Genomic DNA, 19,353 nt, shown 5'->3' on the forward strand with positions numbered 1-19,353 from the left:
TTTTCTATTTTTATGCTATAATAATTTCATAGAAAATCTTTTCAGGAGGCGCGTATGGAAATAGGTGACAAACTGGACATACTGGCAGATGCGGCCAAATATGACGTATCCTGTTCTTCCAGCGGCTCCGCCAGGGCCAATGACGGAGGGCTTGGAAACGGGCATAAAAGCGGGATCTGTCACACTTGGACTGCCGACGGGCGCTGCGTATCGCTCCTGAAGATTCTGATGACCAACTCCTGCATTTTTGACTGCGAATACTGCGTGAACCGGAGAAGCCACGATACGCCGAGGGCCATTCTGACACCTGAAGAGATTGTACTTTTAACAGTAGAATTTTACAAACGGAATTACATCGAAGGGCTTTTCCTGTCTTCCGGCATCCTGCGGTCACCGGATTATACGACGGAGCTCCTCATCCGGGTGGCAAAACTTCTGCGGGAGCGGGAGCATTTCAATGGTTATATTCATATGAAAGGAATTCCGGGAACGGACCCGAAACTCCTGAATGAACTGGGGCGATACGTGGACCGAGTAAGTGTTAATATCGAGCTTCCTTCGGAAAAATCCCTCCATCTTCTGGCGCCCCAGAAAACGAAAAAAGCGATTCTTGCGCCTATGAAGTTTTTCAAGGAATCCATCGAAGTCCACAGGGAGGAGAAAAAGCATCACCGGAAACTTCCCTCTTTCGTGCCGGCAGGTCAGACGACCCAGCTCATCGTGGGGGCCAGCGGGGAAAGCGACCGGCAGATTCTGCTCCTCACGGAAGAACTTTATCAGAAAGCATCGCTGAAGCGGGTCTATTATTCAGCCTATGTACCTGTGATGAAAGGGAAAAACCTCCCTGCCCTGATCAAGCCTCCTTTGGCAAGAGAAAACAGGCTGTATCAGGCGGACTGGCTTCTCCGGTTCTATAAATTCCGTGCAGAGGAAATACTGACACCGGAGGAACCGGATTTCGATGAAGAACTGGATCCCAAATGCACCTGGGCCCTCCGGCATCGGGAACTATTTCCTGTGGAAATCAACCGGGCACCCTACGAAATGATTCTGCGGGTTCCGGGAATCGGTGTAAGAAGCGCACTCCGTATAGTCAGGCTCCGAAGGTACGGCGGCCTTTCCTATGATCATTTGAAACGGATAGGCGTTGTACTTAAGCGGGCAAGGTATTTCATGACTGTGAATGGCAGGTATTACGGAGAATGGGCGCTGGATTCAGAAAGTTTGCGGAATCGGCTCATTTCGGAAACCGCAGCCCGGGAAGTCCGGGAAATGAGCCTTTTTGATACCCAGACCTGAGGATTTGATAAAATTCTTAATATAAAACAGGGCTCCTTCGACCATATACAGAAAATCATAAAATGGTTAAATTGGGAGTTGAAGGAGGAGGTTATGTATTTTTTATACGATGATACCTATCCGGGATTTCTCACGGCTGTTTATGAGATTTACTATTTCGGTACCAGCCAGCTTGAAGGGATATCCACATCGAACGGAGAAGTACCACTTTTCAGTAAAGAATATGTGGTAAAGACCAATTTCCTGAAGGCGGAGAAAGTGGCTTCAGCTTTTGAAAAATCCTGCGGGAAAGAAGCCATGCGCTGGATGTACAGGGCCTGGCTTTCTGATGATGAAGGACGGGAACTTAGAATTTTTAATTTCATGAAAGAAGGGTTCCGGCTGGGAAAGAATATTTACACCCATAAAAAGGAAAGCTGGGTCATGGATATTCTGGATATGTGCCGGGAAGTGGGGAATGAAACGGAAAAATTCCGGGGAATCCTCCGGTTCAGCGAACTGGAAGATGGCCTTCTTTATGCATCTATCAATCCTACCCACCGGATCCTGCCGGTGCTCTCAGCCCATTTCAAAGACCGGCTGTCTTCAAAGTATTGGGCCATTTATGATGTAAACCGTCATGAGGCGGCTGTGTATAACGGGGAAAAGGTATCTTTCGTCACAGTGGAGAAAATCCGGAAAAATCTGAAGTACAGCAGGGATGAGGAAGATTTCCGCCAGCTCTGGAGGAATTACTATCGCCATATGGGGATTAAGGAAAGAAGGAATCCCAAAGAGCGGATGAATTTTCTCCCAAAGAAATACTGGGCGAACCTGACGGAAATGGAAGATCCCTATAATGCCCGGGATCTGGACCTTAAAGGCATGGAAGAAAAAAGACCTGGGAAACTTTCGAAAACCATATCGCCTGCGGAAATCGATGATGCCTTAAGGGCTGTGCAGCTGAAACTGGATTTACAGAACAAGAAAAATAAAGAATAAAATTTTTCCGGAAACATTGCATCTGTTTCCGGTTTTTCTTTATAATGAGACAAAAGAATTTTAATCAACAAAAGGAGGAATCTTATGCATCCCATGAGAAGGAAAGACCGTCTTGTGACGGCGGAAGAGGAAATCCGGGCCATTCTGGACAAATGCGGCATTGTCCATCTGGGCCTTTATGATGAGGACCGCATATTCGTGGTTCCCGTGAACTACAGCTATGAATATGAGGGAGGGAAACTGACTCTGTATTTCCATGGCGCCAGGGGCGGGCTCAAACGGGACCTGATCCGGAAAGACAACCGGGCGGGTTTTGAAATGGATACGGGAAATCATGTCATTCCTCACGATCAGAATCCCAGCCGGTATACCACCCATTATGGCAGCATCATTGGAAGCGGCCGGGTGACCATCGTGGAAGATCCGGAGGAAAAAAGGGACATCATGACCCGGTTCATGAAGCAGATTTCCGGGAAAGACTGGGAAATCACCGATGGTCATGTGAATTCCATCGAAGTTTATAAACTGGAGGCAGAAGAATTCCAGGCCAAGGAAAATCCTGCTTTCCGAAGGAAATAAATCAAAAAGGCTTCCGCTTGATGCGGAAGCCTTTTTGATTTCCCGGATTTATGCCCGCGGGCATCATATGGATTAGAAATCAGGTATTAGACAGAAAAACTATCCTGATTTATGATGAGGACAAAAGAAATTTATATATTCTTCTGCTCTGAAGAAATGAAATGAAGGGTTTCATACCCCTTTTTCAAATCCTCCGGCAGCTTTTCATAGGGTATGGGACCGGTGAGAAGGGAGCCTTTTTTCTCTGCTGTCCTGTAATACCAGAGCTTGTAATTGACCACATTCATCATTTCTTTCAGTTCCTGCTGTTTTTCCTCAAGCACTTTCTTCTGGCGGGTGAGGATGGAAAGTCTTTCACTGATGGTTTCAGGACTTTCCGGAGGGAGATTGACGAAAGTTTTGATGTCCTTCAGGGAAAGGCCTGTTTTCTTGAGGCACTGAATGAGTTTGAGTTCGGAAATGTCTTTTTCCTGAAACATACGGATGCCTCCGGCTGATCGTTCGAGATCCGGCAGGAGTCCTTCCTTGTCATAATAACGGATGGTGGAGACTGGAATTTCAAGAATTTTCGCGGCTTCCCCGGCAGTATAGAGCATAAATGCCTCCTTGGGAAATACTTGACTTAAACATTACTTTAAGGAATACAATATACTTTAAGATGATTTCAGTATAAGAAATAGAAGTTCCCTCGTCAAGGGGATGAGAAAGAGGGAGTACCATGAAAATATTGACAGTTTATTACTCTAAAAGTGGTCACACCGAAAAACTGGCCCGGAAGATTCATAATATTCTGGGCGGCGATATCACTTCCATTACTGCAAAGAAGACTTATGCTTCTTCTTATGGCATGACGGTCCTTCAGGCGGGATTCGACAAGCTTAGAAGCCGCCGGCCGGAAATTGAAGAAATTCCCTTCCCTCTTGAAGAGTATGACATCATCATTCTGGGAGCGCCTACCTGGTATTTCACCATGGCTCCGGCCATGCAGGTATTCCTTGATGGTCATGATTTCAAGGGTAAAAAAGTTTATACTTTTTCCACCGATGGCGGGCAGCCGAAAAATACGCTTTCCGATTTCAGGAAGAAACTGGAAGAGAAGGGAGCCCGGGTGGCAGGGCAGTTCCATGTGACCTACAAGATGAACGATCGTCTTACCGGAGACGATGAAATTGATAAATGGATAAAGGGATTAAAGGAGGATGCAGTCCGATGAAGAGGAAATGGATAGCAGCTTTTCTGGCTCTTTGCCTTATGACCGGAACTTTGGCAGGCTGCGGAGGAAATCAGGGAAGTGCATCCCAAAGTGCAGCTTCAAAGGTTTCAGACAGTCCTGTCAAAGAAACCATGAAACCCTTCAATGTGCATCAGGTGGTGGTATCGGACAATACGAAGGGCCGCACCATTATGTGGGAACTTCCCACGGATCAGGAAAACAGCCTGGAGTACAGAGAAAAAGGGACGGAGGCTATTTATTCCGTTTCTGCCTCTGCCAAAGGGCTCAAGGGAAATAACGGTATTAAGGATGGGACTGTTTATACGGCGTATCTGGACAATCTGGTCAAAGGAAAAGACTATGAATTCAGGACCCGCGAAGGAAATACGGTGAGCAGCTGGTATCCGCTGAAAACGGATCAGGGAGGCAGTTTCAAAGCCATTGTCACTTCTGATTCCCAGAGCTCCGACTATACGGACTGGAAGAACCTCTTTGCCCATGTATGGAAAGGAAATCCTGATGCCTCTTTCTTCATTGCCCTGGGGGACCTGGTGGATAACGGGGAAGATGAATACCAGTGGCAGACCTGGTTTTCTGACGTGAAAGATGCGATTTCCAATATACCTGTAGTTCCAGTCCTGGGCAATCATGAGGCTTATTCACTGGACTGGAAAAATCATATGCCCGACAGGTATCTCACTCATTTCAACCTTCCTTCCAATGGAAATAAAAATCATCAGAACCATTACTACTCCTTTGACTGGGGGGATGTCCACTTTGCCGTACTGGATACGTCTCTTCGGGAAGAAGGAGAATGGCTGCCAGATCTTTTTGAAAAGCAGAAAATATGGCTGGACAGGGATTTAAAAAGTACAAAGAAGAAATGGAAAGTCGTCCTCATGCACAAGGATCCGCTCCAGTACGGCTTTGCCGATGAAGGAAGGCCGCACCGGGAAGAAGGATTTTCGGAAGAAGGAAATGTTTTCATGCCTGTCTTTGATGCCAATGGCGTAAACCTGGTGCTGTCGGCTCATCTTCATACCTATAGAGACCGCGGACGGATTTATGATTTCAAACGGTCGGAAAAAGGCCCTGTCTATGTAATCGAGGGCCTTTCCGGCAATGTCCGTTATCCGGGACTGTGGAAACGGCATGAACTGGATGAATATGTGGCACCTCAGCCGGAGACAGATAATTATTCCATTCTGGAAGTGACGGATCAGGAAATAAAACTCACCGGATACCTTCCGGATGGTACAAAACTTCATGAAACAGTAGTCAGAAAGGATTAAATGATGGAAAGAGCAAAAGTTATTCTTCATATGATGATTTCAATTGACGGGAAAATTGAAGGCTATTTTGCTGATGCACCCCTTACAGGTGCTTGCGGGGAGGTGTATGATGAACTCATCCCGACTCTGGGCGATGCGGAAGGAACGGGTTCCTATACCGCATGTCTGTACCTCGCCGGTGGAGATGGAGATTACAGTGCTTTCAAAGACAGTGAAGTTCCGGAAGGGGATTTTCCTGTCATAAGTGAAAATAAGAAATATCTATTCTGCTTCGACCGCCATGGCAAATGCGCCTGGGAAGGACCTCTTTCCGGAGATAAGCAGGTGGTGGAAGTGGTGACACGGGAAGTGCCGAAAGAATTCCTTGCATACCTTCGAAGCAAAAATATTTCATATATCTTTGCCGGCGAACATGATCTGGACATCCCGGGCAGTCTGGTTAAGATTCATGAGCTTTTCGGCGTGGAAACACTGGTCCTCTGTGGAGGTGCCACCATTAACGGAGCTTTTTTCAAGGCCGGTATGGTAGACGGTATTTCTCAAGTGGTCGTACCTTATCTGGAAGGCAATCATGACCAGAAAGGGACCGCGGAAACCGATGTATTCCTGCCCAAAGCATATTTGCTGAAAAAGGCGCAGCCTGTGGGGAAGGGCGGCATCCACCTGCTTTATGAAGCGGAAAAGAAATGAAATAAAAAAATCCTGTCTCTTCGGAAACAGGATTTTTTATTTGTCATGAACTATGTGCCAGTTGCGGAGAAGGACTTTTTTACCCCGCCAGGCAAAGGCATATTCTTTATATTTCCTGTCAAAGCCGCGGTTGGAAATATTTTCAAGTTCTTCTCCGGAAAGACAGGAAATACGGTTTTCATGAATTTCAGGGATTGGAGAAAAGGGGGCTTTTTTATTGAAAGGGCAGCATTTCTGACATTCATCACAGCCGAAGATGAGAGGCGTCTTTTTAAGGATTTCTATTTCCTCTGCCGTCAGGTCTTCCTTTTTCTGGGTAATACATGATTTGCAGCGGGATGGATTAAAGAGCTCTTTTCCTATGATCTTTCCGGGACATGCTTTTTCACAGAGATGGCAGTTCCCGCAGGAAAGAGAAAGGGGTTTGTCCGGCTCAAGTTCAAGAGTGGTCAGAATGGCACCGATAGTGACACTGGAACCGTAAACGGGATGGATGAGGCAGTGATTTTTTCCGAAAAATCCGAGCCCTGCCGACCAGGCAAGCCACCGGTCCACCATAGGGGAGGTATCGGTGAGAGCATAAAATCGGGCTTCAGGGAATTTTTCCTTAACGGAAAGGATGATTTTTTCCATATACCGGTGGTTGATAATATGGTAATCTTTGGGCCTTGCATAGAGGGCGATATTGGACTTCCGTTCATCTTCCGCCTTATAGGGAAAAAGGAGGACGAAGAATGAGGAGGCTCCGGGAAGAAGATTTTCCGGGTGAAGCCGTTTTTCCATGTCTTCCGGGGCAAAGGGGATGGGACCAGCCTTTTCCAGTTTTTCCCGCAGGAGAGGAGGAAAGAGAGCCGGCGCTGTGCCGCAGGCGTTAATGCCCAGATTGTGGGCCGCTTTGATGAAAAGCTCTTTGGCCTCGCTCATAAAGTCTCCTTTCAAAAAAACTGTGAAAAATAAATTTTCACAGTTTGAAATCGATTTATTTTACCATTCGTTTTGCCAGCAGTTCTCCGACCCGTTCTGTCGGCATGTCATCACTGTCATAGAGAAGGCCCTTCGGGCTTTTGATAATCAGCCGGCCCATGAGATTCTGGGCAATCAGTTCATTCGTGGCGGAAAGAAAAGCGGTGCAGGCTTTATCGTGATATTCTTTTGTGATGAGGCGGGATAGTCCCGGAGCCTTCAGCCGCTGCTGGAGGAAGAGCTGATGAATGGCTTTCCAGCTTTCTTTCTTCGGGCAGGCCCGGAGAAGGACGCAGATTTCATAGCCCATGCTTTTCAGGTAGGAAATATATTCTTTCGTGTGGGCCACGTTTTCCAGAGAGCCTTCCTGGAGGATATGGTAGCGGCCTTCAGCGGCTTTTTTCATGGTGAGGTCTGACAGGTACTTGCCCTGGTCCAAGGAAAAGTAAGCACAGTACTGACCATATTTCTTCATGAGCTTTTTGGACCGCGGATGAAAACCACGGAAATTATCGGTCATGCACTGGACGATATCACCATTGTATTCATCAATGATCATGGAAGACATCCTGGTCTTTCCCGCACCAGGCTGTCCGGCGATGATAAAGGCCATGGGGTGTTTTTTATTTCCGGTCTTTTTATGGGAAATGGCAGGCCATACGGTTTTGTCAAAAAGAGCATTCATTTCTTCCGGAGTGAAAGCGCTTTCTTTCCGGGCCAGCTGTTTGATGAGGAGGGGGTTGACTGGGCGGAATATCTGGTCCGCCATATAGCGGGTCTCGATATTGTAAGCTTCCCGGAGCATGCCTACCTGGGTAGACATGGCAAGGCCGTGTCCTTTGCGGATTTCAATCAGTGACATTTCGCGGATGGTGCTCATCCACAGGCTGTAGAGACGGGATTCGTCCTGAGGTTTCACATCAATTTCATCGCCCATGGCACAGAGGAGGTTGTGAATGGTATTGAATATTTCCAGATTCACTTCCAACTGAATCGCCATAGGGGTTATTTCCGCAGATTCACTTAATTCTTCAATGGTCCGCTCGTCATAGGGCATGCCGTACCAGCTCCTTTTTCAACAAAAGATTATTTCTTCTATCATAACAAAGGTTCAGAAATTTGTCTAATTCCTTATTAAAAGGAAATAAAAGAGTCAGCCCTTTTTCTTTCGCAGCATTTCCAGATTAATGGCAGGAGGAGTGGCAAGAAGGGGGGAAGCATTCCAGGGGTGGTCGATGTCCCGTACGCATTCGATGACGGACTCATAGGCAGCGTGAGCCAGAGAGGCACCCAGTTCTGAAAAAGGTCCGGCATCTGTATAAGATGGCCCTTCCGGATTGCAGATCAGGGTAATCCCGTCAGTGCCCGTCCCGGTGGCCGGTTTTCCATTATTCACATCTGCGATTCCCAGGTCCTGGAGAGCTGCCGTTTTACCTTCCGTCAGGGTGATCAGGGCCCGGGCCATGATGCCTTCAGGAAGATTTCCATGGAAAAGGATCATCATATTGATGGTGCCGATGGGTCCAAAACTTCCATCTTTTTCCCGGTAGAGAGCGGGGGAGGAAGCACGGCAGGCTGTCTTTTCCACCCCTCCCGTAACGACGGACTCCACCAGTACATCTCCGCTCCGGATAATTTTGTGAGAATAACGATTGACTTTTGCCGCTGTCAGCAAAACTGCACTTTCCTCCGGAAGGGCACCGGCTTTTTCAGCACATAGTTTCAGGTAGCCTTTCACCGAGCCGCCGGGAAAATCCTTTTCAGAGGGGTAGAATTCTGTCAGCTTCTGATTCAGTGCAAAACGGATATTCCGGAAACCGCCGCCGTAGATGGCGGTGGAAAGGGATTTCTGAAATCTGTCGAACTGAATCATCAGCACTTCCGGCGTTACTATAAGCCGGCTGCCGGGATATGATAGAGGAAGAATTTCCATGGGAGCCTCCATTATATTTTTATTTCGTGGGTGGGGAATGAATCATTGAAGTCATTTTAGAAATATGATACCATAGTACTGAATTTTGTGTAGATTTTTTAAGCAGGAGATTTCATGGTTATATTACCTTACCTGGTCCTGGCAGCTGTGGCGCTGCTGTTTATGATTGTATCCTATTTCGTGATCTGCGGCCTGCCGAAACGGGGCAGAGAGGAAGAAATTCCTGCCGATGAACAGACCATGGAAATTCCCCGTCCCCGGCGGACTGAAGAAAAAGAACGGGAGAAATCTGTGGTGGACGAGGCTACCCGTATCATTCATGTGCCCCATCATAAGGAAAAAGCTCAGGAAGCAGAGGATGAAAAGACAAAGGTATTTACAAGAGAAGATTTTGGCGAATCAAAATCAGCCGATGCCTTTTCTTCCAATGCCTCTGCAGGGCTGTTTCCGGAAGAACCGGAACCCCGTGTTCTTTCTTCCATGCCTGACCTTCCTACACTTGAAGAATATTTCATCCGTCATTTCCTGAACCGATACGGTGCGGTCTCGACAACGGTAGAGCAGGATACCCGGAAAGTGACACAGCACCTGATTGACGGACTCCATATGTCCGGCAATGAAGCAGTAGACACCCTGACGCACATTATGGTTCAGGAAGCACTGCAGAATGCCCAGCGCACTTATGTGATGATGCCGACGCCGGTAGTCCTTGAAATGGTGACGGATGCTTTTTCCGATGTGGCTCATGGCAGCCGTTCCGATACGAAAACGATTCTGGCCTATGATGCCCTGAAGGCTATGCCCCGCATGGAAGAAAGTGAATTCCATGCTCTGTCTCTGCTCCTCATTTTCCATTATTCCAGAAACACGGATAACGTGGATGGGCATCATCTGAAAAAGTATACGGATAAATACATCACTCCTTTCCTTCACAAACTTCCCGACGAATACGCAGGCTACCAGCAGCTGGAATACCTGCACTGCGTATCTCTGGAAAATAAGGATATCCCCTTTGGCCAGGTACTTCATGATTCTTATCCCCTGGTGTTCTCCTTCCGCGGCTGCCTGAAGGCAGAACTTATTTCTGTTCATAAGGATTGGCCTGAGGGCACTATCGTTGCCAGCCTGTACAATTCCTATGTGAAACCGGCTGCCGTGGATGAATCTACCCTGTCCGGCCTTTTCGACGATATGGGCATAGAAGATGAACTGACCCGGCGAAATCTCCTGGCTATCCTGGAATCGAGACCGGTCCCCTATGACAGAAAAGAAATGACCTTTATTCTGGATAAAATCTCTCCGGATCTTTCAAAACTGCAGGATATCTGGGACAGCAGTATGATTCGTCGTTCATCCCTGACACTCATGGGTATGTATATCGCCAAGATCTGCATCCGTGAAACCATTGGGGAAGACTTTGATTTGAGTCACTGGATGTAAACTGGTATAATGAATAAAGTGAAATAATTTCATAATCGTTCAATGATGGATATGGCAAAAGCCAATTCACTTTGAGGCAAAATCTGCCGAAGCTGCGGCAGATTTTTATTTTGAGAAAGGAAAAGAATATGGGCCTTTTTGATATCATCGGTCCCGTCATGATCGGACCTTCCAGTTCCCATACGGCAGGAGCTGCCCGTATCGGACTGGCGGCAAGAAGAATCCTGGGAGAACCGGTGAAAAAAGCAAAAATCACGCTCTATGGTTCATTTGCAAAGACAGGGAAAGGTCATGGTACGGATCGTGCCCTGGTGGCAGGCCTCATGGGCTGTACGCCCGACGATACCCGCATTCGGGATGCCATTCATATTGCGGAAGATCAGGGGATTTCCATACAATTTGCTTTTTCTGATGATGATATGGGGCATCCCAATGTGGCAAAAATAGAAGAAACAGGATTGTCCGGTAAGTCGGTGACTGTCATTGGAAGGTCCCTTGGAGGCGGAAGGATACTCATCACCTCTATTGACGGCTATGACGTGGAAATAACGGGAGAGGAATATTCTTTTCTCACAAGGCATCACGACGTTCCGGGAATTGTGGCCGATGTCACTGCTGTTTTTGCAAAGGAACATATCAATATTACCACCATGCGTCTATTTCTCCGAAACAAGAATGATGAGGCAGTTATGATTATCCATACAGACCGGCATATTTCCAAAGCTCTGTGCGAGGAAATAAAAAATACAAATAAAAATATTATTTCTACATTGTCACTGGATCTGATTTAAGGAGGGCATCATGATAGAAACCTATCACAGTCTGGAAGAACTCCTGATCATGGCAGACCGGGACAGTGTATCTCCGGGAATCATTGCCTGCCGGGTAGAGGCGGAAGAATCAGGGAGCACCGTGGAAAATGTATGGAATCGCATGAAACGGATGCTTCCCGTTTTCCGGGAATCCGTCCAGAAAGGTTTGAAGGACACGGGTAAATCGGCAAGCGGCCTCGTGGGCGGTGATGCATCAAGACTGTATAACGGAAGTCTCCGCTTTTTGAGTCCTATCAATAGAAAAGCTGCTTCCTATGCCCTGGCCATAGCTGAAGCAAATGCCAAAATGTACAGAATCGTAGCCTGTCCTACGGCGGGGTCCTGCGGAATCCTTCCGGCAGTCATCCTGGCAGTAGGAGAAGAAAGTCACTCAAGTGATGATGAATTGACCCGGGCTCTTTTTACGGCTGCCGGTTTTGGAAAAGTAGTTGCTGAAAAAGCATCGATTGCCGGAGCGGTGGGCGGATGCCAGGCGGAATGCGGAACTGCCTGTGCCATGGCCGCAGCGGCAGGAGTCGATTTGCTTCGTGGAAGCAATGAGGAAATGGCCAATGCCTTTGCTCTTGCTTTGAAAAATATCCTTGGCCTGGCCTGCGACCCCGTAGGGGGACTGGTGGAAGTACCTTGTGTGAAACGGAATGCTTTTCATGCAGTCCATGCCATGGCGGCAGTTGATATGGCAATGAACGGGATAAAAAGTATCATTCCGGCTGATGAAGTTATCGAGGCTATGGGGGATATCGGACGCAGGCTGCCGGTAGAATTGAAGGAAACAAGCAGGGCAGGCCTTGCCATGACGGAAACAGGAAAGAAAATCAACGCGGAACTTCTGAAAAAAGCCCGCTGCTTGAAACAATAAAAAAATAAATCTGCAAAAACCGCGAGATAAAAAGGCTCGCGGTTTTTGTGTGGCTCAGATTTTTCTTTTTACAAATGGTTCTTTATGTGTCAAAATGGAATCAGTACAATGATTTTCAGGAGGCCTCTATGGAGCTTAACTTTATATTTCTTGCTCTGGGACTTCTCATGACTCTCTGGTCCTGGTATTCTGTCCTGGGAAATAAGAGAAAAGGCGGTCAGTACATGGTGCTCTTCCTGGGAGCAGCCGCGACTGCTCTCATGTGGATTGCTGTTCTTTATATGTTTTAGAGGTGTAACTATGGCTGGTACTGTGATTCTTGCGTGCCCCGCTCTTGGGGTTGAACTGAAAGGAGCAATGAAAGAAGAAAACTCAAAGGCAGTCGTCTATTTCATGCCGCCCGGTCTTCATCGGGACCCGAAGGCCCTTCATCATTATGTGCAGAATGCGGTGGACCATTTCTATAACGCAGACAGAATCGTAGTCTGCACTACCGGCTGCGGCGGGGGAAATATAGGGATCAAAGCCACCACGGCGCCTCTCATTTATCCGAAAACCCGGGACTGCCTGGACATCCTGCTTTCGGGGGACTCTCTGAAAGACCTGAAAAGGGATATGATGGGAGTTTTTCTTACCGAGGGATGGATGGAATTCATGAAAGAATCGGATATCGACTTTGATAAGCTGAAACAGAAAATGGGCGAAACCAAGGCAAGGATGTACCTTATGAAGCTGTACTCTGTCATTCATGATTTCTATATCATCGATACCGGCTGCTATGATATCGAACCGGTTAAAGAATACATTACTCCTCTCGTCAGACTGGTGGAAGGAGAGCTTCATATCGTACCCGGACATTACGGCATTCTCCGCAAGATGGCAAGAGAGCAGTTTGACGACGATTTCTTTACCGTCCCAGTGGGAGAAACGGTGAAATCCGATTCATTCCCCTCCAATTTCTGATTACAGGTGATCTTATGGCTAAAGATGAATTCATGAGCCAGGGAAATCTGGCACTCCTTCGGGCGGGCAGTCCTTCCTGGAAACTGCTGGCATCGGATGATGCCCCTTTCTGCTGCGCTTTTCTGTATCATGAATTTCTTGAAAAGAATGTGAGAAATCTTCCCGAGGCCCGGCTGGTCCTGGATATGCGTGCATTTCTGGAGGAAAAACACAGCCTGATGAAGGAAGAAATACCGCCGGAAGAGAATTTATCCGAGGAAGCCCGCTTTTACCTCCGGAAATGGTCCGACGGCGATCATCGCTGGCTCCGGCGGTTTTATCAGAACCGGATCACCTGCTATGACCTGACTGCGCCGGCCCAGAAAGCGGTGGAATGGCTGGAGAGCCTCAAGAGCCGGTCTTTCATCGGCACCGAATCCAGACTTCATACTTTCTTCCACCTGCTCCATGAAATCGAGCACCAGGCCAATCCGTCAAAGAAAGCAAGATTGGAATACCTGGAGGCACAGAAGAAAGAAATTGAAAATAAAATCGTGCTCCTTAAAAAGGGCGGAAAAGTGGATGTCCTGGATGACGTACAGATTAAGGAGCGCTTTATGGAGGCCGTGGACATAGCCAATGGCATCCTGTCCGATTTCCGTGAAGTGAAAGATAAATTCCAGCAGATTTATACGGAATTCCGGGATGAAGTGAACGAATGGGAACATGGCAAGGGAGCCCTACTGGAGCAGTTTATCGCGGATCGCGAAATTATTGAGGAATCAGAGCAGGGGAAAAGCTTCCATGCCTTCTTCGACTATCTCATGGCTTTTTCCCAGCAGCAGGATTTTGACGAAACCATGAAGAAAATCCTCAGGCTGAAAGCCCTTGCCCGGGAGACGAACCGCTACGACGCCCTTCATATCCGTGCTGCCTGGGTGGACGGGGCGGAAGATGTGCAGGAAACCATAGCCAAACTTTCCGAGCAGATCAGCTGGTACGTCAATGAAAACAATCTGCAGGAAAAGAAAAATATTTATTTCCAGATCAAAGGGGTGGAGAAAAAAGCGCTGGCCATGAAAGGCTTCGAACCGAAGAAGAAAGACTTCATGTTTCTCAATGATGCAGCGCCCACAGTGAACCTTCCTATGGAAAGGACTCTCCATATGCCTCCGGTGAAAATGGAACTGGATGCCCATGCGCTCCAAGAAGGAACGTATTCCGGGAGCCTGGAAGCCATTTTCAATCAGGTTTATATCGATAAGCCGCTTCTTCGTCAGCATATAGAGGATTTGCTGGAAACAAGGCGGCAGGTGACACTGAAGGAAGTGCTCGATGCCTATCCTCTGGAGAAGGGGCTCCTTGAGCTTCTGGCCTATCTGGAAATCGCAAAGAAAGAAAATCACCAGTTCCTGCCCGTAAAGGACCGGATATTTTTCATGGGAATCGATGGCCGCAGCCGTTTTGTGCTGATGGAACGAATCCTGTTCAAAAGGGAGAATATGAATGGATAAGACGGAGACTCTATTTTCAACAACCCTGATCAGCCTTCTTTCCGGAGTGGTTATGAAAAGCGGAAATGCGGAAATATGGAATACCATTATGAGCAGACAGTACCTCATCGATGAATATATGGCAAAAATCGGCCTGTCTCTGGTGATTGACGAAGATGGCGGCTATGCGTTCCTAAAGCAGAATGACGGGAATGAGTTGCCCCATCTGGTGAAACGGCAGCCTTTAAGTTTCCGCATGAGTCTATTCCTGGTGCTCCTCCGGAATGAAATCAATGAATATGACAACGCCACAGGTGAAGGAAATCTGGTGGTGCGGGAAGAGGATATGGTCAGACGCATGAAACCGTATTTCCCGGAAGTCACGGATGAAGTGAAATTTACCAATTCCATCGATCGCTGTATTTCTAAAGCACTGGAAATGAAAATCCTGATGCCCGTTAAGGACAACGAGGAGGAATTTGAAGTACAGCCCATCCTGCGCCGCCTGGTGGATGCGGAATGGCTGTCCGGCTTTAACAGGGAACTTGAAAGATATATGGATGAAAATGGTATTACTATAAAAGAAACGGAGGAGGTGGAAAAGATAAATGAACCTGTTTGATACAGCTTTCCATCGGGCCGACGTGCAGGCTGGGTTCCGTATGAAACGGCTGGAAGTGTACAACTGGGGCACTTTCGACAGGGCCGTATGGCCTTTTGAACTGGGAGGTGAGACTTCTCTCCTTACCGGGGAAATCGGTTCGGGGAAATCCACCCTGGTCGACGCCATCCTGACGCTTCTCATTCCCCAGCAGAAAATCACCTACAATAAGGCCGCTGACTCCAGCAGCCGTGAAAGGTCCCTCAACTCTTATATCCGCGGCTATTATGCGAAGAGAAGCAATGCGGAAGGGGTGGAAGAACCGGTAGCCCTCCGCGATAAAAACCAGTATTCCGTCATCCTTGGAGTATTTGGAGATGACATGAATGATACCAGGGTGACCCTGGCCCAGGTTTTTTACTTCACCCCGGGGAGCGACAAGCCTTCCCGTTTCTATGTGGTGGCGGAAAGGAATCTTTCCATAAAGAAAAATTTTGGCAATTTCGGCAAAAATATCACGGACCTGAAAAAGAAACTGAAAAAAGAATATGGTGTCCACCTGTTCAATGAATACAGCAGCTATGCGGTGAAATTCAAATCCCTTTTCGGCATCGTCCAGGATAATGCGCTGGACCTTTTCCAGCAAACCGTTTCCATGAAAAAAGTGAACGGCATCACCGATTTCGTCCGCAAAAACATGCTGGGCGAAGTGGATATGAATGAGATGGAAAGCAATATCCAGCACCTTCTAACCCGTTTCCATGATTTGAAGAGCATTCATGATGCCATCGTGCGGGACCGGGAGAAAATGGATATCCTGGCACCTTTAATCGATGCCTCTGCCAAAGTGGATGAATGCATCCTGAAAGGGCAGCAGTATGACCTCATGGCCGAAGGGACCGACTCCTACCTTGCCAGGGAGGAGAAAAAACTGCTGGATGAAGAGCTGGAGAAATGCCATCGTCTGGAAAATGACATCAACCGCCGCCTTGCGTCGCTGGAAGAAGATTCCATCCATCTTTCCAACGATATGGATAACAAGAAAAAGGAAATGTGGGAAAATGGCGGCGCCCGTCTGGACAGTGCCAAAAGGGACCTGGCAGCCTATGAAAAGGATCTTCGCCTGGTGACAAGAAATGCTTCCGCTTTCCGCCTGCTGGCAGAGAAAATAGGTCTGTTTCTTCCGGAAAGCCTGGATGAATTCATGGATACCAGGAAACAGGCAGAAAAACTGTCTGAAAAACTGAAAAACGACTATGACCGGCTGGACGAGAAGAAATTTGAAGCCGACAGCCGGGAAAGGGATATTGTAGAAAAAATCGGCCAGGACAGGAGTGAACTGGAATCTTTAAAAAAACGGGATTCCAATATTCCTGAAAGATTCATTGAAATCCGTCATCAGCTGGCCATGGATCTCGTGGTGCCGGAAAGTGATATGCCCTTTGCCGGGGAAATTATGGAAGTGAAGCCGTCCCAGCAGAAATGGGAGGGGGCCCTGGAACGTCTTCTTTCTGAATTCGGCGTATCCATGCTGGTGCCGGAGTCGCTTTATGGAAAAGTCATTGGCTGGATGGAGCATCATTTCCTGAAACAGCGCATCGTTTACTATCGGGTAGACGAATATACAAGACCCGTAGCCATGGCAGATCTTCCTGAAAAGGCAGCAGCTCGGAAACTCAATATTAAAAAAGATTCTCCCTATGCTGCCTGGCTGGCATCGGAACTTTATCACCGGTTTGACCATATCTGCGCCGATACTGCCAGGGAATTCTCTGAAGCCCCCTTTGCCATTTCCCCGGAAGGTCAGATCAAATCCCAGGGAAGAAGACATAAGAAGGATGACCGGTACCGCATTGATGACCGTCGTCATTATGTGCTGGGATTTTCCAATAAAGAGAAAATCGTCCTCATCACAAAAGAACTGGCAGCCCTTGCGAAAGACCGTGAAAAAGCGGCCGCCGAGGTACAGAAGCTGAAAGGGGAAAGAGACCTCTGCATCGGCAGGATGAATGCCGCCGAATCTCTTCTCAAAACGGATAACTTCAAAGATATTGACCAGCATTCCTTTGAAAAACGGGTAGCAGAGCAGAAATCGCTCATTAAGAGCCTCACTGCCAATGACAATGTTCTTTCCCGCCTGGAAGTGGAAATCAAGAAACTGCAGAAAGAACTCACTGAAACCCGGCACACCATGGACGAAGCCCGCAGCGAAAAGGGCAGGATCCTGAATCAGATTGAAACTCACGAGGCCAGGAAGAAAGTGGTGGAAACCATTCTCGTCAAAACGCCGGAAATCATTCAGACAAGGGCCTTCGCCCTTCTGGATGAACACCGGCAGGACATCATCGGGAAAGGTTTCTTCACCTTGAAATCCATGGGCGACAAGACAGGACAGTATGGTAAATGGATTCGTGAAAACAGGAGTAAGAACGAGACGGAAGAAAAACTTCATACCGAGGAAACCATGAAGCGCATGAATCAGTACCTTCGCTACCTCACTGAGCACAATGAGTCGGATCCGAACCTCACTACGGAAATGAACGGGGCCAACCGGAATGAGTACAAGGAAATATTCCGGCGGATTAAAGAAGATGATCTGCCGAAGCTCCTTCCGAAATTCAAGAAACGGCTTCGCGAAAACACAATTCAGGACATGGCCATTTTCCAGTCGAAACTCCTGGGCATAAGGGATACGATTACCCAAAAAATTGATGAAATCAACCACTCACTGTATGATACGGACTACAATGAAGGCCATTACATCAAAATCGAATGTCTCGAGACCACGAATCAGGAAATCAGGACTTTCCGGCAGGAACTCCGCAAATGCACGGACAGCGCTGTCTATGGCACCGAAGACAATTACAATGAGGAAAAATTTCTGGAAATAGAAAAAATCCTGGACCGCTTCAGTTTAACTCGGCAAGGTTATGCGGAAGAAGATGCCAGATGGACCCATTTCGTCACGGATGTACGAAACTGGTTTACCTTTGCCGTGTCAGAACGGATCCGCCGCTCCGATGGTTCGGAAGGAGAGGAATTTGAGCATTATACCGATTCCTCCGGCAAGTCCGGGGGTCAGAAGGAAAAACTGGCCTATACTATCCTGGCTGCATCCTTTGTCTACAGCTTTGGCATTGAAGGCAGCGGAAGACTGCCCACTTTCCGCTTTACCGTTATCGACGAAGCCTTCCTCAAGAGCTCTGATGAATCAGCAAAATTTGGCCTGTCTCTTTTCCGGAAGATGGGACTACAGCTGCTCGTGGTTACACCACTGGCCAAAATTCCGGTGATTGAGCCTTTTATTTCCAATCTGGGTTATGTGAGCCAGAATGAAATGAGACAGTCCCAGCTTCGCAATATGACAGTGGGCGAATACAGAAAGGAATTCCTTGCTCATGAGAAGAAGACAGTATGATGGGGAACTTCTCAGGAAACTGAAAAAACAGGAAGAAAAGGGAAGTCTTTATGAAGGCCTTGTCATAGAAGAAGAAGGTCCCTGGCTCCGCATGGTCCTGAAAAGGCCGGAAGAAACGGAAGGGGACTGGGGAAGCCTCCTCTCCTGGTCCGATTACTGGAGAAACCCTGTCAAAGACGGCGCCCGTCCTTTGTGGCGTATTGATGAAGGAAAGAAGAATACGAAAGCCTTTGGTCGGCAGACTCTCCCTGTCCGGGTTTTTGTGGACAGAGCGGAAGATGGTTTTGCCCTCCTGGGTATGAAAAAGGAGAAAAATGAATTTCTCAGCCGTCTCAAAGAGGTGGAAACAAAGAATCCAAAAATTCGGGAATGGTTCATTCATTATTACGTTCGGATCAGGGAAGAAGAATTTTATCCCCTCTGCTTTGCCATAGCAGAATACCTTGAAAAAGATAAAGGAACTCATCAATACCTTCGGGAGGCTTCCATTCCCGGAGTGGATACGAAATTCCTTGAAAATCACAGTTTCCTTCTTCGCACCCTCTGGAACAGTCTTTTCCCCGAGAAGCTTGTAGAGAATAATGATGAAATGAAACAGCATTTCTTCGTCAAAGCCGTTCCCGTGCCCGATATCTGTGCCCGCAGCCTGGATCCCTCCATCACATTCTTTGGTGTGAGAAAATTTTTCCTCTCCAATGATGAAGTGGCATCCTTTAATCCCAATGTCATTAACTTAAGAAATTCATAAAATAGTTCAAGTACGCATCGAAAGGTGCGTGCTTTTTTGTGCAAAAAAGTCGAAAAAAATACGACAAAA

Annotated in this window: 19 protein-coding genes; 15 read left to right on the forward strand and 4 right to left on the reverse strand. The window is 47.5% G+C overall.

Translation table 11 applies throughout. The features are described from left to right. Positions 1-54 precede the first annotated feature (54 nt). The 3 genes from QZN42_RS03800 to QZN42_RS03810 all read left to right on the forward strand — a co-directional run bounded on the left by QZN42_RS03800 (position 55) and on the right by QZN42_RS03810 (position 2,859). Positions 55-1,299, forward strand: coding sequence for a putative DNA modification/repair radical SAM protein (locus QZN42_RS03800; RefSeq protein WP_296954402.1), 1,245 nt, complete (start codon positions 55-57; stop codon positions 1,297-1,299). A 93-nt stretch (positions 1,300-1,392) separates the two neighbouring features. Beyond that, positions 1,393-2,280, forward strand: a complete 888-nt coding sequence (locus tag QZN42_RS03805) for a TIGR03915 family putative DNA repair protein (RefSeq protein WP_296954404.1) — start codon at positions 1,393-1,395, stop codon at positions 2,278-2,280. Between the two features lie 84 nt (positions 2,281-2,364). Continuing rightward, positions 2,365-2,859: a pyridoxamine 5'-phosphate oxidase family protein gene (locus tag QZN42_RS03810; protein WP_296954406.1), complete on the forward strand. Its 495-nt coding sequence runs from the start codon at positions 2,365-2,367 to the stop codon at positions 2,857-2,859. A 131-nt stretch (positions 2,860-2,990) separates the two neighbouring features. Here the strand turns inward: QZN42_RS03810 and QZN42_RS03815 are convergent, their stop codons facing one another. Then, positions 2,991-3,455 carry a MerR family transcriptional regulator gene (locus QZN42_RS03815; RefSeq protein ID WP_296954408.1) on the reverse strand — a complete coding sequence of 155 codons (465 nt, stop codon included), beginning with the start codon at positions 3,453-3,455 and terminating at the stop codon, positions 2,991-2,993. Positions 3,456-3,577: 122 nt separating this feature from the next. Here QZN42_RS03815 and QZN42_RS03820 point away from each other — a divergent pair, with 122 nt between their 5' ends. The 3 genes from QZN42_RS03820 to QZN42_RS03830 are packed head-to-tail and all read left to right on the forward strand — an operon-like array spanning position 3,578 to position 6,054. After that, positions 3,578-4,072: a flavodoxin gene (locus QZN42_RS03820; protein WP_296954410.1), complete on the forward strand. Its 495-nt coding sequence runs from the start codon at positions 3,578-3,580 to the stop codon at positions 4,070-4,072. Further along, on the forward strand, positions 4,069-5,364 hold the full coding sequence (locus QZN42_RS03825; protein ID WP_296954412.1) for a metallophosphoesterase: 1,296 nt from the start codon (positions 4,069-4,071) through the stop codon (positions 5,362-5,364). The genes QZN42_RS03820 and QZN42_RS03825 overlap by 4 nt, the downstream gene beginning before the upstream one ends. Next, positions 5,365-6,054, forward strand: a complete 690-nt coding sequence (locus QZN42_RS03830; RefSeq protein WP_296954414.1) for a dihydrofolate reductase family protein — start codon at positions 5,365-5,367, stop codon at positions 6,052-6,054. It abuts the gene before it with no gap. A gap of 36 nt (positions 6,055-6,090) precedes the next feature. Here QZN42_RS03830 and QZN42_RS03835 read toward each other — a convergent pair whose 3' ends face one another. The 3 genes from QZN42_RS03835 to QZN42_RS03845 form a co-directional block, all read right to left on the reverse strand. Then, a complete protein-coding gene (locus QZN42_RS03835; RefSeq protein WP_296954416.1) occupies positions 6,091-6,978 on the reverse strand; it encodes an epoxyqueuosine reductase in 888 nt (295 codons plus the stop codon). A 55-nt stretch (positions 6,979-7,033) separates the two neighbouring features. Continuing rightward, positions 7,034-8,074, reverse strand: a complete 1,041-nt coding sequence (locus QZN42_RS03840) for a zeta toxin family protein (RefSeq protein ID WP_296954418.1) — start codon at positions 8,072-8,074, stop codon at positions 7,034-7,036. A 96-nt stretch (positions 8,075-8,170) separates the two neighbouring features. Next, a complete protein-coding gene (locus QZN42_RS03845) occupies positions 8,171-8,950 on the reverse strand; it encodes an adenosylcobinamide amidohydrolase (RefSeq protein WP_296954421.1) in 780 nt (259 codons plus the stop codon). Positions 8,951-9,064: 114 nt separating this feature from the next. Here QZN42_RS03845 and QZN42_RS03850 point away from each other — a divergent pair, with 114 nt between their 5' ends. The 9 genes from QZN42_RS03850 (at position 9,065) to QZN42_RS03890 (ending at position 19,284) form a co-directional block, all read left to right on the forward strand. Continuing rightward, positions 9,065-10,390, forward strand: a complete 1,326-nt coding sequence (locus QZN42_RS03850; RefSeq protein WP_296954422.1) for an LPO_1073/Vpar_1526 family protein — start codon at positions 9,065-9,067, stop codon at positions 10,388-10,390. Between the two features lie 128 nt (positions 10,391-10,518). Then, entirely contained in the window at positions 10,519-11,181 is a 663-nt protein-coding gene (sdaAB, locus tag QZN42_RS03855) for an L-serine ammonia-lyase, iron-sulfur-dependent subunit beta (protein ID WP_296954423.1), read from the forward strand. 10 nt (positions 11,182-11,191) lie between these two features. Further along, positions 11,192-12,082, forward strand: coding sequence for an L-serine ammonia-lyase, iron-sulfur-dependent, subunit alpha (gene sdaAA / locus QZN42_RS03860; protein WP_296954425.1), 891 nt, complete (start codon positions 11,192-11,194; stop codon positions 12,080-12,082). A gap of 128 nt (positions 12,083-12,210) precedes the next feature. Beyond that, positions 12,211-12,372 (forward strand): hypothetical protein, encoded by a 162-nt coding sequence (locus QZN42_RS03865; RefSeq protein ID WP_296954427.1) that lies wholly within the window; start codon positions 12,211-12,213, stop codon positions 12,370-12,372. 10 nt (positions 12,373-12,382) lie between these two features. Then, positions 12,383-13,045, forward strand: a complete 663-nt coding sequence (locus QZN42_RS03870; RefSeq protein WP_296954428.1) for a DUF1638 domain-containing protein — start codon at positions 12,383-12,385, stop codon at positions 13,043-13,045. A gap of 14 nt (positions 13,046-13,059) precedes the next feature. Continuing rightward, positions 13,060-14,538, forward strand: a complete 1,479-nt coding sequence (locus QZN42_RS03875; RefSeq protein WP_296954430.1) for a DUF3375 domain-containing protein — start codon at positions 13,060-13,062, stop codon at positions 14,536-14,538. Further along, the gene (locus tag QZN42_RS03880) at positions 14,531-15,139 is read left to right on the forward strand and encodes a DUF4194 domain-containing protein (protein ID WP_296954432.1); all 609 of its coding nucleotides are present in this window, start codon (positions 14,531-14,533) and stop codon (positions 15,137-15,139) included. The genes QZN42_RS03875 and QZN42_RS03880 overlap by 8 nt, the downstream gene beginning before the upstream one ends. Next, positions 15,126-18,536: an ATP-binding protein gene (locus QZN42_RS03885; RefSeq protein ID WP_296954434.1), complete on the forward strand. Its 3,411-nt coding sequence runs from the start codon at positions 15,126-15,128 to the stop codon at positions 18,534-18,536. Before QZN42_RS03880 ends, QZN42_RS03885 begins: the two co-directional genes overlap by 14 nt. Then, positions 18,517-19,284, forward strand: coding sequence for a DUF3322 domain-containing protein (locus QZN42_RS03890; protein ID WP_296954436.1), 768 nt, complete (start codon positions 18,517-18,519; stop codon positions 19,282-19,284). The genes QZN42_RS03885 and QZN42_RS03890 overlap by 20 nt, the downstream gene beginning before the upstream one ends. Positions 19,285-19,353: the final 69 nt, after the last annotated feature.

The organism is uncultured Dialister sp. (genome assembly GCA_900314595.1).
Lineage (GTDB): Bacteria > Bacillota > Negativicutes > Veillonellales > Dialisteraceae > Dialister.